Origin of the sequence: Microbacterium sp., assembly GCF_047972865.1 — a bacterium.
In the GTDB taxonomy this organism is placed as follows: Bacteria; Actinomycetota; Actinomycetes; order Actinomycetales; family Microbacteriaceae; genus Microbacterium.
Genome location: NZ_JBKEAY010000183.1, coordinates 1 through 13028, shown reverse-complemented (window position 1 = coordinate 13028; position 13028 = coordinate 1). Strand labels below are relative to the sequence as shown.

11 protein-coding genes are annotated in these 13028 nt (G+C 69.5%); 7 read left to right on the top strand and 4 right to left on the bottom strand.

Going from position 1 to position 13028, the window contains the following annotated elements:
* The first annotated feature begins 73 nt into the window (after positions 1 to 73).
* On the top strand, positions 74 to 2035 hold the full coding sequence (gene dxs / locus ACK5KK_RS10905) for a 1-deoxy-D-xylulose-5-phosphate synthase (protein ID WP_416890109.1): 1962 nt from the start codon (positions 74 to 76) through the stop codon (positions 2033 to 2035).
* A gap of 47 nt (positions 2036 to 2082) precedes the next feature.
* On the opposite strand, the gene ACK5KK_RS10900 is transcribed toward dxs, so the two are convergent.
* The 4 genes from ACK5KK_RS10900 to ACK5KK_RS10885 all read right to left on the bottom strand — a co-directional run bounded on the left by ACK5KK_RS10900 (position 2083) and on the right by ACK5KK_RS10885 (position 7300).
* Positions 2083 to 4227 carry a 3-hydroxyacyl-CoA dehydrogenase NAD-binding domain-containing protein gene (locus ACK5KK_RS10900; RefSeq protein ID WP_416890108.1) on the bottom strand — a complete coding sequence of 715 codons (2145 nt, stop codon included), beginning with the start codon at positions 4225 to 4227 and terminating at the stop codon, positions 2083 to 2085.
* Between the two features lie 10 nt (positions 4228 to 4237).
* Positions 4238 to 5449 (bottom strand): thiolase family protein, encoded by a 1212-nt coding sequence (locus tag ACK5KK_RS10895; RefSeq protein WP_416890107.1) that lies wholly within the window; start codon positions 5447 to 5449, stop codon positions 4238 to 4240.
* A 71-nt stretch (positions 5450 to 5520) separates the two neighbouring features.
* Positions 5521 to 6717: a ribonuclease D gene (locus ACK5KK_RS10890; RefSeq protein ID WP_416890106.1), complete on the bottom strand. Its 1197-nt coding sequence runs from the start codon at positions 6715 to 6717 to the stop codon at positions 5521 to 5523.
* Complete coding sequence (locus tag ACK5KK_RS10885; protein WP_416890105.1) at positions 6710 to 7300, bottom strand: DUF3000 family protein; 591 nt, start codon at positions 7298 to 7300, stop codon at positions 6710 to 6712. Before ACK5KK_RS10885 ends, ACK5KK_RS10890 begins: the two co-directional genes overlap by 8 nt.
* A 25-nt stretch (positions 7301 to 7325) precedes the next feature.
* On the opposite strand from ACK5KK_RS10885, the gene ACK5KK_RS10880 reads away from it, so the two are divergent.
* The 6 genes from ACK5KK_RS10880 (at position 7326) to ACK5KK_RS10855 (ending at position 12890) form a co-directional block, all read left to right on the top strand.
* Entirely contained in the window at positions 7326 to 8564 is a 1239-nt protein-coding gene (locus tag ACK5KK_RS10880) for an alpha/beta hydrolase family protein (RefSeq protein ID WP_416890104.1), read from the top strand.
* A 9-nt stretch (positions 8565 to 8573) separates the two neighbouring features.
* Positions 8574 to 9599, top strand: a complete 1026-nt coding sequence (zapE, locus tag ACK5KK_RS10875) for a cell division protein ZapE (RefSeq protein WP_416890103.1) — start codon at positions 8574 to 8576, stop codon at positions 9597 to 9599.
* Positions 9600 to 9790: 191 nt separating this feature from the next.
* A complete protein-coding gene (locus ACK5KK_RS10870; RefSeq protein ID WP_416890138.1) occupies positions 9791 to 11008 on the top strand; it encodes an ammonium transporter in 1218 nt (405 codons plus the stop codon).
* 67 nt (positions 11009 to 11075) lie between these two features.
* Positions 11076 to 11654: a type II toxin-antitoxin system PemK/MazF family toxin gene (locus ACK5KK_RS10865; RefSeq protein WP_416890102.1), complete on the top strand. Its 579-nt coding sequence runs from the start codon at positions 11076 to 11078 to the stop codon at positions 11652 to 11654.
* Positions 11655 to 11805: 151 nt separating this feature from the next.
* Positions 11806 to 12570 (top strand): hypothetical protein, encoded by a 765-nt coding sequence (locus tag ACK5KK_RS10860; protein WP_416890101.1) that lies wholly within the window; start codon positions 11806 to 11808, stop codon positions 12568 to 12570.
* Positions 12567 to 12890, top strand: coding sequence for a hypothetical protein (locus ACK5KK_RS10855; RefSeq protein ID WP_416890100.1), 324 nt, complete (start codon positions 12567 to 12569; stop codon positions 12888 to 12890). The genes ACK5KK_RS10860 and ACK5KK_RS10855 overlap by 4 nt, the downstream gene beginning before the upstream one ends.
* Positions 12891 to 13028: the final 138 nt, after the last annotated feature.

Here is a 13028-nt window from a genome sequence, read left to right as displayed (position 1 = left end):
CTGTGTGGACACGGGTCGAGGCGTCGCCGTTTCCCGGTGAACTGCCCCCGCGTCGCCTGCGTAGAATCGAAGAATGAGTCTGCTCGAGTCGATCGCCGGTCCTCGCGATCTCGACGGACTGAGTCGTGAACAACTCCGCACGCTGGCACAGGAACTGCGGGACTTCCTGGTGGCCAACGTGTCGCGTTCGGGAGGGCACCTGGGCCCGAACCTCGGCGTCGTGGAACTGACCCTGGCGATCCATCGGGTGTTCGACTCGCCGTACGACCCGATCGTCTTCGACACGGGTCACCAGTCTTACGTCCACAAGCTGCTCACCGGTCGCCAGGACTTCTCCGCGCTCCGAGCCCGCGGGGGACTGGCCGGCTACCCGCAGCGCGCGGAGAGCGAGCACGACGTCGTCGAGTCCTCGCACGCGTCGAGTTCGCTGAGCTGGGCCGACGGCATCTCCCGCGCGCTCACGCTGACCGGACGGGACGACCGTCATGTGGTGGCGGTCGTCGGGGACGGTGCTCTCACCGGCGGCATGACGTGGGAGGCACTGAACAACATCTCCGACGACAACGACCGCAACCTCGTCATCATCGTCAACGACAACGGGCGCTCCTACGCGCCGACGATCGGCGGGATGGCCCGCTACCTCAACCGGGTGCGCACGGCGCAGAGCTATGAGAGCCTGCGTCGCAGCTCGTATTCGCTGTTCCGTCGCCTGGGCCCGGTGGGACGCGCCGTCTACCGCGGGGTGCGCGGCGGGACGCGCGGCTTCCTGTCTCGGTTCAGCAACAACGAAGCGCTGTACTCCAACCTCGACATCAAGTATCTCGGCCCGATCGACGGGCACGACCTCGACAGCTTGGAGGAGACCCTGCGGCAGGCGAAGGCCTACCGTGCGCCGGTCATCGTGCACGCGATCACCGAGAAGGGTCGCGGCTTCGACCCCGCCCGCAACGACGAAGCCGACCAGTTCCACGCCGTCGGACGGATCGACCCGGTCACCGGTGAACCGCTCGGCACACCGGGGCGGGCCGCGTGGACCGAGGAATTCTCGCGCTCGCTGGTCGAGGCGGGCGAGCGCCGTGAGGACATCATCGCGATAACGGCCGCCATGCTTCGTCCCACCGGGCTCGATGCGTTCGCCGCACTCTTCCCGGGGCGCGTGTACGACGTCGGCATCGCCGAGCAGCATGCGGTGGCCTCGGCAGCCGGACTCGCGTTCGGCGGTCTGCACCCGGTCGTGGCGATCTACTCGACGTTCATGAACCGTGCGTTCGACCAGGTGATGATGGATGTCGCCCTCCACCGCGCCGGCGTCACGTTCGTGCTCGACCGCGCCGGGGTGACCGGGCCCGACGGGCCGACGCACCACGGGATCTGGGATCTCGCCATGCTCCAGCTCGTGCCCGGCATCCGCATCGCCGTGCCCCGCGACGCCGCCCGGCTGCGAGAAGAGTTCGCCGAGGCGATCGCCGTCGACGACGCCCCCACCGTCGTCCGGTTCCCCAAGGGTGAGGTCTCGCCCGACCTGCCCGCCCTGGAAAGGCTCGGCGACGGGGTGGATGTGCTGCACCGCGGCGAGAGCGAAGACGTCCTGCTGGTCGGCATCGGCCCGATGGCGCACATCGCGATGGAGGTCGCCGAACGCCTCACGGCACAGGGAATCGGCGCGACCGTCGTGGACCCGCGCTGGGTCGTTCCGGTGCCCGGGTCGATCGTCGACCTCGCCGCCGCTCACCGGCTCGTGATCACGATCGAGGACGGCATCCGGGTGGGTGGTATCGGCACCCGGGTGCGGCAGGTCCTCCGTGAAGCCGGCGTCGACACCGCCGTCGATGAACTCGGCCTGCCGGACGAGTTCATCGATCACGCAACGCGTGACCAGATCCTCGCGGACGCCGGGCTCGCCGCGGCGAAGATCGCGCACGACGTGGTGGCGCAGGTGCTCGGCACCCGCATTCCGGTCGCCCGTCCGTCGCACGACGCCGGCGCGATCTGGATGACGGAACCGGCGCCGTCGACGACCGAAGACCACGCCTGATCGTACGACGAGAGCAGGAGCCCCCGAGACTCCTGCTCTCGCCCGCTTCAGGACCCGACGCCGCGGACGGGCGGGTGGTGGAAGGTGTCGCCGAAGACGCGTTCACTGGCGCCCTCGCGGTCGAGGTACGGGGTGGCGCCACCGTCGATGAACGGCCAGCCCGCGCCGAGGATAAGACACAGGTCGATGTCCTCCACGGCGGGAACGACGCCGTCGTCGAGCATGATCCGGATCTCCTGGGACAGCCCGTCCTGCACGCGCTGCAGGATGGTGGATGCAGCGACCGGAGCGTCGCCGATGGCTGTGCTCGCGGCTTTCTGCGCAGCCTTCGTGAACCCCCGCACCCTGCCCGACTTATCCTTCTCGACGACCTCGGTCAGCTCGGCAAGGGCGTGGAAGTTCTCGTTGGCGTAGAAGCGGTCGGGAAAGGCGGCGGCCATCGTGTCCTGCACATGCGCGGCGACCTTCCACCCCACCAGATCGATCAGCTGGAACGGGCCCATCGGGAGGCCCAGGGGCGCGAAAGCCGCTTCGACATCGGCGACCGGGGTGCCCTCGTACACGGCGCGTGCAGCCTCGCCCATCACCTTCGCGAGCAGCCGGTTGACGACGAAGCCGGGGGCGTCCGCGGTCAGGACCGCGTTCTTGCCGAGCCCACGCGCGACGACGAACGCGGTCGACAGAGCCGCCGGGTCGGTGTGCGCGGTGCGGACGATCTCGATGAGCGGCATGACGGCGACGGGGTTGAAGAAGTGGAAACCGACCAGCCGTTCCGGGTGAGCCAGGTTCGCACCGATCTCGGCGACCGACAGCGACGAGGTGTTGGTCGCGAGAATCGCGTCATCGGCGACGACCTGCTCGATCTGCGCGAACACGGTCTGTTTGACGCCGACTTCCTCGAAGACCGCCTCGATGACGAAGTCGCAGTCCGCGAACGCGGTGCGGTCGGTGGTGCCGGTCACGAGGGCACGCAGCCGGTTGGCGGTGTCGGCATCCACCCGGCCCTTCGCCTCGAGCTTTCCGATCTCGTCGTGGATGTGGGCGACGCCGCGGTCGACCCGCTCCTGGTCCAAGTCGGTGATGAGCACGGGTACCTGCAGCTTGCGGACGAACAGCAACGCGAACTGACCGGCCATGAGGCCCGCGCCGATGACGCCGACCTTGGTGACCTTCTTCGCGAGGTCCTTGTCGGGGGCGCCGACGGGGCGTTTCGCCCGCTTCTGCACCAGGTCGAACGCGTACATCGACGCCGCGAACTGGTCGCCGACGACGAGGTCGGCCAGCGCGTCGTCTTCGCGTGCGAACCCTTCCTGTCGCGTACCGGATCTCGCCTGGTCGAGCAGATCGAGCGCGACGTAGGGGCTGCGGGGAACGGTGCCGATCTTCGACTCCAGCATCCCACGGGCCATCTTGATGGCGACCGGCCACGTGGTCATCCGCTCGATCTTGCCGGGCTCGTTGCGCCGTCCGACCTTCGTGCGTCCGGTCAGCACACCGTCTGCCCAGCGCAGCGAATCCTCCAGGAAGGTGGCGGCGGGGAACTGGGCGTCCATGATCCCGAGGTCGAGAGCCTGTTGAGGCTTGAGCATGCGGTTCTGCTTCAGCGGATTGCTGATCACCACCTCCAGCGCGTTCTCGATGCCGATGAGGTTCGGCAGCAGGTACGCGCCCCCCCATCCGGGGATGAGCCCGAGGAACACTTCGGGGAGGGCGAGGGCGGCGGCGGAGGCGTCGACCGTGCGGTACGCGGCGTTCAGAGCGATCTCCAGCCCGCCTCCGAGGGCGAGCCCGTTCACGAACGCGAACGAGGGGACGCCGAGATCGGCGAGCGTGCCGAGCACGCGGTGGCCCAGCTGGGCGATGAGCTTCGCGTTTGCGCGGGAACTCACCTTGGTGATGTCGGACAGGTCCGCGCCGGCGGCGAGGATGTACTGCTTGCCGGTGATGCCGACCGCCTGGACCTCACCGGCGGCGACCCGTTCTCGCACGCGGTCGAGGGCGCCGCCGAGCGCGAGGAGGGTGCGGGGCCCGAGAGTGTTGGGCCGGGTGTGGTCGCGCCCGTTGTCGAGGGTGAGCAGAGCCAGCACCGCGCCGGACGCGAGCGTGACGTCGCGCACCAGGGTCCGCGTGATCACCTCGTCGTCGCTGAGGTGCTCCAGGGCGGAGAAGTCGATGTCGTCGTACGTTGTCATCGCGGTGTCCTCAGCGCTTCTTCTTCTTCTTGCCGTCGTAGTGGGGGTTCTCCCAGATGACCGAGCCGCCCTGACCGAGTCCGACACACATGGCGGTGAGTCCGTATCGCACGTCGGGGCGTTCGGCGAACTGCGCCGCGAGCTGGATCATCAGGCGAACCCCGGATGCGGCCAGCGGATGCCCGAGCGCGATCGCCCCGCCCCATTGATTGACGCGGGGGTCGTCGTCGACGATGCCGAAGTGGTCCAGGAAGGACAGCACCTGGACGGCGAAGGCCTCGTTCAGCTCGAACAAGCCGATGTCGGCGATGCTCAGGCCGGCCCGGTCGAGGGCCCGCTGTGTCGAGGGGATCGGCCCGATGCCCATCACCTCCGGTTGCACGCCCGCGAAAGCGAACGACACCAACGTCATCTTCGGGGCCAGCTCGAGCTCCCGGACCGCGGAGGCACCGGCCAGCAACGACATCGTCGCGCCGTCCGTCAACGGTGAGCTGGTCCCCGCAGTCACCCGTCCGTGGGGGCGGAACGGGGTCTTCAAACCGGCCAGGTCCGCCATCGTCGTCTCGGAGCGGCGGCCCTCGTCCTCGGTTGCGAGCCCCCAGGCGCCGTCGGCGTCTTTGACGGCCACCGGGACGAGGTCGGGCTGGATTTTCCCAGCATCGTAGGCGGCCTGCGCGAGGTGTTGGCTGCGCATGCCGAACCGGTCGGAGCGCTCCTTCGTCAACTGCGGGAACCGGTCGAAGAGCCGTTCCGCTGTGACGCCCATGTTGAGGGCCGCAGGGTCCACCATCTTCTCGGCGACGAAACGCGGGTTCGGGTCGGCGTTGCTGCCGATCGGGTGGCGGCCCATGTGTTCGACTCCGCCAGCGAGCGCCAGGTCGTACATGCCCACGCCGATGGAGGCGGCCATCGTGGTCACGCTGGTCATGGCCCCCGCGCACATCCGGTCGATTGCGAATCCGGGCACCGTCTGAGGCAGTCCCGCCAGGATCGCGACCGAACGGCCGAGCGTGAGACCCTGGTCGCCGGTCTGGCTGGTGGCGGCGATGGCGACGTCGTCGATCCGGTCGCCGGGCACGGTGTCGTTGCGTGCCATCACCCCGATCGTCGCCTTCACGGCGAGGTCGTCCGCGCGGGTGTGCGCGTAGATGCCCTTGTCGCTGGCGCGACCGAAGGGCGTGCGCACCCCGTCGATGAAGTAGACGTCCGAACGTTCGGCCACAGCGCCTCCAAAAATAGGGATGACACCAGCGTAGGGAGGCGGCGCGCCCGGAGAAATCGGTTGGGTCGAGTCTACGAAGCGGCTTCGGCGCCCTCCGGATCAGCGTGCACGGATTCGACAAACGCGTCGGCGATCACCTGTGCGGTCTCTGCAACCTGCCAAGGTCGCGCACCAAGCTCAGTCAGCCGCGCGCCGACGGCGTCGGCATCGGCCGGTTCCGGCGGGGACCATGCGACGCGCCGGAGCGCGTCGGGACTGAGCAGGTTCTCCACGGGCATGTTCAGCCGCTCGGCCAAGCCCTGTATCGCGGGACGGGCATGCTTGAACCGGGCATCGGCTTCGGGGTTTCGCTGACTCCACGCGCGCGGCGGGGGCGGAGCGTCCCCCGTGCCGCGTTCGGCGGGAGGTGTGGGGTCGGCACGCCCGGCCTCGATCGCCGCCCACCACCGGTCCAGCTCGGTGCGACTGGCCCGGCCGGTGAACTCCTTCAGGCGAGCCAAGTCCTGCTGCGTCCCGGGGTCGGCGCGCACCGCCGCCACGACGGAGCGGTCGGGAATCAGCCGCCCGGGGGCGATATCGCTGTCACGGGCGAAATCCTCCCGTGCCTGCCAGAGGCTGCGCGCGACGGCGAGAGCGCGGCGGCCCCGAACCGTGTGGAGTCCGCTCAGCCGCCGCCACGGCTCCTCACGAGCCGGCTTCGGAGGGCGCACCCGGACCGCCTCGAACTCTTCCACCGCCAGCGCGGTCTTGCCCTGCTCGGTGAGTTCGTTCGCCAGGGCGTCGCGCACGTCGACGAGGTGGACGACGTCGAGCGCAGCGTACTCCAGCCACGACTGCGGCAAGGGACGGGTGGACCAGTCGGCGGCGGAGTGCGCCTTCTCAAGAGTGATGCCGAGGGTGTCCTCGACCACGGCGCCCAGCCCGACGCGCGGGTGGCCGAGCAAGCGCGCCGCCAGTTCGGTGTCGAAGATGCGTGGCGGAACGAGCTGCTCCTCGGAGAGGGAGGGCAGATCCTGGCTGGCGGCGTGCAGCACCCACTCGGCATCACCGATCGCCTCCTGCAGGGGGGTGAGGTCTCCGACGGCGGGCGGATCGATGAGGCTCACCCCCGCGCCGCGACGGTAGACCTGGATCAGATAGGCGCGCTGCGAATACCGGAACCCCGAGGCACGTTCGACGTCGACGGCCACGGGGCCGTTGCCGGCGGCGAGGCCTGCGGCCACCCGCGCGAGATCCGCGGCATCCTCAACGACGGGATAGTCAGTCACGGGCTCTCCCGCCTCCGGTGAACACGGCGATCCCTTCCGAGCCGGGCGGGAGGCCGGACAGCATGCACGTCAGTTCGGCCCAGGCGGCCAGATGCGCCGCCATGTCGCCGGTCGGCGACCACGATGCGCGCAGTTCGATCTGTGCCCCGTCGCCCTCGGCTGCCAGCGTGCCGAAGCCCTTCGACAGCGTCTTGGTAGCGGTGCCGGATGCCGCATGATGGTGCGCGCCGTGCCCGGCGAGGGCATCGACCAGCCAGGTCCAGGCGACATCTGCCAACAGCGGATCCATGCCGATCTCCGGCTCCAGCGGTGCCTGCGCGAAGCACACGATGCGCCAGGGGCCGTGCCACGCGTCGGGCTCTGCGGGGTCGTGAAGCAGGACGAACCGCCCAGTCCCGAAGGGGGAGTCGTGCGTCTCGGGATCGGGGCGCACGTCGCCGGCGAAGGCCACGGTCTCGGGTGCGAGGCCCGACGGTGCGGGGATCTCGCGGACGACGAAATCGTCGCGGAAGGTGGCCAGGCGCAGCGCGCGCGCGGTGCGCGCGAATGCCGCGGTCAGACCGGGCGGACGGGGTTCATCCACGTCGACAGACTAGAGTGGGCCCACGATGAAGGGACCCAGGCGCGCCGAATCCGTTGTGGGATCGTCGCTCGCGGCGACACGCGCGGCGCTGGCCGTCTCGGCGGCGGCGATGGCAGGATTGGCGGTCCTGTCCGCGACGGTCTCGATGGCGCTGGCGCGTAAAGTGGTGCGGCCGCGCCAGCCGCTGACCGACATCGAGATCCGGGCGGTCGACACGGCGGCCCAGACCATCACCCTCTCGCGGACTGCCGACACGATCCTGCCGGGCCGCTACGGGCTGTACACCACCGGAACGGCGTCGTATGTGAAGCTCGGGTCGGTGTTGTCGTCCGACGACCGCTCCGTCACCCGCAAGCTCCTCACCCATGTCGGCCCTGACAGCCGCCTGTCGTCGCGGGCCGGTTTCAGCGGCTGGTACTTCGACGCTCCCGATCAGCTGCACCTGGGGTTCGAGCGGATCGACATCGACGCGCCTGTCGGCCGGTGCCCGGCATGGCTGTTTCCGGCCGCACCCGATGCAGATGTCGACGACGCCGCCACCTGGGTCATCCACGTGCACGGTCGCGGGACGACGCGTGCGGAGTGCCTGCGCGCCGTGCCGGTGTTTCACGCGGCGGGGCTGACCTCGCTCGTCGTCTCGTACCGCAACGACGGCGAGGCGGCGAGCACGCACGGCGGCACCTATGCGCTCGGCATGACGGAGTGGCGTGATATCGATGCCGCCGTGTCGGAGGCGTTGCGGCGCGGTGCGGAGCGCATTGTCGTCATGGGATGGTCGATGGGCGGCGCGATCGCGCTGCAACTGGCGCTGAACTCCGCCCACCGGGAATCGATCGCCGGGTTGATCTTGGAGTCCCCGGTGATCGATTGGCGTCTGGTGCTCGGTTTCCACGCGCAGCAGCTTCGCGTGCCGTCGCCGCTCAGCGACCTGGCGCTGTCCGCGCTGGGCAAGCCCTGGGCTCGGGGCATGACGGGGGCGGAGACACCGATCTTGTTCGACCGGCTGGATCTCGTGACACGGGCCGGCGAGCTCGCGCATCCGATTCTGCTGCTGCACAGCGACGACGACGGCTTCGTGCCGTCCGACGGTTCGCGTGCGCTGGCTGCGGCGCGCCCCGACCTCGTCGAACTGGTGACCTTCGAGGTGGCTCGCCACACGAAATTGTGGAACTACGATCCCGCCCGGTGGGCGGGCTCGATCACCGGATGGCTGCGTCGTCACGCACTCTCGGGAGCGGCCGGAGGCGGCGACGACGCGGTCTAGGCTGTAACGGTGAACAGCGCGCCTGGCGGCATCGTCCATCTGTGTGACCGCACGCCGCAGGTGTCGGGGGCGGAGATGGTGGCCGCGCTGGTCCCGCCGCCGCAGTTCGACACCGCGACGTTCGAGACCTATCGCGCCGATGCGCACTATCCGTCGCAGCAGCAGGCGAAGGACCTGCTGATGGCCTTCAGCACCGGCACCGCGCCGGCCCGGGGGGGCCTTTTTCGGCGGGCGAAGAAGGTGCCGGAGCTGAAGCCGGGCGTCTACCTGGACGGTGGTTTCGGCGTCGGCAAGACCCACCTCCTCGCAGCGATCTATCACGCGGTGCCCGCGCGCCGGAAGTACTTCGGGTCCTTCATCGAATACACCGCGCTGGTGGGCGCGCTCGGCTACCAGAAGACGGTGGAGCTGTTCCGGGGTGCCGCGCTGCTGTGCATCGACGAGTTCGAGCTCGATGACCCCGGCGACACGATGGTGATGACCCGGCTCCTGGGGGAGCTCGTCCCCGGCGGGACGCGCCTGGCCGCCACGTCGAACACGCCGCCCAACGCCCTCGGTGAGGGCCGGTTCGCCGCGCAGGACTTCCTCCGCGAGATCCACGCCATGGCGGCGAGCTTCCAGACCGTGCGGATCGACGGGACCGATTACCGTCAGCGCGCGATCGACGGGCACGCGCGGGTGTGGGATCCGGCGTCCTACGGGGCGGCGATCGAGGAGGCCGGGGCCGGCGGCACGGTGTCGGATGACCCGTTCGCGGGGTTGGTGGCGCACTTGGCGTCGGTGCATCCGTCCCGCTACATCCGCCTGCTCGACGGAGTCGATGTCATCGGGCTACGCGAGGTCGCACAGTTCGATGACCAGTCCGCGGCGCTGCGGTTCGTCGCGTTCGTCGACCGTGCGTACGACGCGCAGGTGCCGATCCGTGCCACCGGCCTGCCGCTTGACGACGTGTTCTCCGAGGAGATGCTCGCGGGCGGGTACCGCAAGAAGTACCTGCGCGCGATCTCCCGCCTGGTGGCGCTGACACACAGCTGAGCGCGGATGCCGGCATCCGCGGGTGCATCCGAAACCTGATGTTTACGTGCCGGTACCGCGCGTAACCTCCGCGAAACACGGGGTGCACGACGGGTGAAACCGCGCGCCGGAATACTGGTCGCGCCCCGAGAGCGTCGCAACCCGACTGGACGGCGCACGGGTCCGAGTAACACAACATGAGTGAGGAACTTATGGACAGCGGAAATCTTGCGTGGTCAATCGCCGCGACAGCCCTCGTGCTCTTCATGACGCCCGGTGTGGCGTTCTTCTACGGCGGCCTGGTGAAAGCCAAGAGCGTCGTGAGCATGATGATGATGAGCTTCGGGGCCATGGGCCTGGTGGGGGTGCTCTGGGTCCTGTTCGGATTCAACATGTCGCTCGGCGGCGGCACGTTCGCCTTCTCGGGCGACCCGTTCGCAGATTTCGGGTTGGCGGGCGCTGACAGCGACACGCTCATCGGCGCGACGTTCGGCGCGACCTTCGCGATCATCACGGTCGCACTGATCTCGGGTGCGATCGCCGACCGGGCGAAGTTCGGCGCCTGGATGCTGTTCGCCGGCATCTGGGTCGTGCTCGTCTACTTCCCGGTTTCGGCCTGGGTGTGGGGCGACGGCTGGATCTTGAACTGGGGCGATGAGACCGGCCTGCCCGCGGTGATCGACTACGCCGGTGGAACCGCTGTCCACATCAACGCCGGTGCCGCCGCTCTGGCCCTCGCGCTCGTGCTCGGCAAGCGCGTCGGCTTCCAGAAAGGCATCAACAAGCCGCACAACGTTCCGCTGGTGATGCTCGGCGCGGCGATCCTCTGGTTCGGCTGGTTCGGCTTCAACGCGGGCGCCGAGGGCACGTTCGGTCTGCTCGGCACCGAGGAGCAGTCCGTCGGTCTCATCGTGGTCAACACGCTCGGGGCGACCGCGGCCGCGATCCTCGGTTGGGTGATCGTCGAGAAGATCAAGGACGGCAAGGCGACCTCCGTGGGTGCCGCCTCGGGCGCTGTCGCCGGACTCGTCGCCATCACACCGGCCTGTGCGAATCTGGCCCCTGGCTGGGCGCTCCTGCTCGGTGTGATCTGCGGCGCGGTGTGCGCCCTGGCGATCGAGCTGAAGTGGAAGCTCGGGTACGACGACGCGCTGGACGTGGTCGGCATCCACCTCGTCGGCGGCCTGATCGGAACGCTGTACCTCGGCTTCTTCGCGACCGGCACCGGCCTGTTCGTCGGTGGCGACGCCGGCCAGCTGCTCTCGCAGACGGTGGCCGCCGTGGCGGTGCTCGTGTACTCATTCGTCGTGGCCTACGTCGTCGGGATCATCATCGAGAAGACGACGGGCTTCCGGGTGACCAACGAGGACGAGATCGCCGGCATCGACACGGTCGTGCACGGCGAGGACGGCTACGCGCTCGTCGACTGAGACGACGAAGACCCGTGGGGGTGCCGCTGCGGCGGTGCCCCCACGGTCGTGCCGGTATCGTGTTCGGGTGAGTACCGCCCGACGCATCATGTCCCTGGTCGTCGATCTCGTAGCCGCCGCAACGACGCGTCGAGACCGCCCGTCGACGGGCTCGTCGGCGGGTGCGCGGCCACGGGCGACGCTCCGCCCGGATGACCGCGACCGGTCCGGTTCGACATCGGCGTCGACGGACGATGTGCAGACCGTCGAAGTCGATCCGCGCACGGCAGACGGCCTACGGATCTCCTACGCGCCGAGCCGGGACGGGGAGCCGGACGCGGGTGAGGTCATCTGGACGTGGGTGCCGTACGCGGAGAACGACGGGCGCGGCAAGGACCGGCCGGTGCTGGTGATCGGGCGGGCGGGCCGTGACCGCGTCTACGCGGTGCGGATGACGAGCAAGTCGCACGCCGGGGATCGAGACTTCCTGCCGCTCGGCCCGGGGCCCTGGGACTCGCAGGGGAGGCCGTCGTGGGTGGACATCGACCAGCTGTACAGCGTTCACGACGAGGGGATGCGGCGCGAGGCCGCGGTGCTCGAGCGGGAGAGGTTCGCGCGCGTCGCCGAGGCGCTGAGCGCGCGACACGGCTGGGCTTTCGACGCGTAGGCGGGCTCCGCGACGACGGGGGGAGACCCGGCCGGCGCGCGGGCGGCATCCCGGTCGCCACGGTCTGGCCGGGGGGTGTTTCAGCTTCTGCGCGTAATGGTTCGGCCGGCGCGGCGTCTCCTTCCATATGGGATACGCCGATGCAAGACGGGTGAATGCGCTCGTCGCTGAGTATGTGGATGCGGCGCTCGCTGTGGCGGCCGCGGGCGCGCCGGATGAGCTGCATTCCGCTCGGGTGAACTTCGTGGGGGATCTGTGGTTGGACACCGCGGGCCGGCTCTTGCAGGAACTGAGCCCGTTCAGCCGCGGCGCGCGTGCTTACGAACGGTACCGTGCGTGGACGAACCTGGCCGGTGTCGGCGAGCACATCGTCGACGAGGCGATGCACCGTGCGGTGCACACCGTGGCGCAGGACCTCTCCTGCGGGCCGTGGGGTGACGGCGTGCGGTTCGTGGTGCAGCCGTACGGGGGGTGGGCGAGCACACAGGACGAACTGCGGATCGCGGCCGCCGAAGCCGGGGGACAGACGTACGTCGCCGGGTTCGCCCGCGCGCCCTTCAGCGAGCCGCCCCACGTCACCATGGCGATGGATCTGCAGGACTGGGACAGAGCCGCCGACCGCAACATCCTCGACGGGGCGGTTCTCATCGAACGCATGCGGGCGGTGGCCGCGCGCGTGGACGAGCTGATGACGTGGGCTGATGCGGTGGCCGGGTCGGGGCTCGTCGGCCGTGGTGAGCGGGGGTCGATCGTGGCCCACGTCCGCCGATTCACCGAGGCCGTCGACGGTGCGGATGCGTCGCGTGTGGTCACGGCCCTGGAGGATCTGGCGTTGCCGCTGGCGGCCACGCGGTACGCGGTGCTGCACGAGGCGTTGCAGCAGTGCGAGGTGCCCGACGAGGGGATGGTCGCATGACTCTGCGGTCGAGTCGGCGGCCCGCCGAAGGGGGAACCCTGATCCACAGCTACGAGGCCGCGCGCACCGCCGTGGCCGTCGAGTTGGGCCCGCTGTGGGGCGACACGCCCGGCACCTTCCACGTCGCGGAGGACGGCCTGGAGGACTCCGAGGGGTACCTGGTGCCGTGGGGTGCCCGGGAATGGCTCGTCGACGGCGACCCGGCGTTCACCGTACTCGGCGGTGCGATCACGTTCGTCGACAAGGCGACCGGTCGCGTCCGGGTGGGCATCCGGGTGAATCACGCGAAACGAATTGCGACGATGTCACCGGTCCGGTAGAGCGGCGGTCGCCGCGACGAATCCGAGAGTGACAAGCTGCTGGCTGCGCACTTCGCCGACGCCATCGACCTGCCGGCCCTGACACGGCGCCAAGACCGCATCCGGGCAGGCCTGGCGACACGGACGTGAACCAGAAAC

Excerpts from the sequence above, each read along its gene's own strand:
- dxs (WP_416890109.1), top strand. The coding sequence starts at position 74 with ATGAGTCTGCTCGAGTCGATCGCCGGTCCTCGCGATCTCGACGGACTG.
- ACK5KK_RS10900 (WP_416890108.1), bottom strand. The coding sequence starts at position 4,227 with ATGACAACGTACGACGACATCGACTTCTCCGCCCTGGAGCACCTCAGC.
- ACK5KK_RS10880 (WP_416890104.1), top strand. The coding sequence starts at position 7,326 with ATGAAGGGACCCAGGCGCGCCGAATCCGTTGTGGGATCGTCGCTCGCG.
- ACK5KK_RS10870 (WP_416890138.1), top strand. The coding sequence starts at position 9,791 with ATGGACAGCGGAAATCTTGCGTGGTCAATCGCCGCGACAGCCCTCGTG.
- ACK5KK_RS10855 (WP_416890100.1), top strand. The coding sequence starts at position 12,567 with ATGACTCTGCGGTCGAGTCGGCGGCCCGCCGAAGGGGGAACCCTGATC.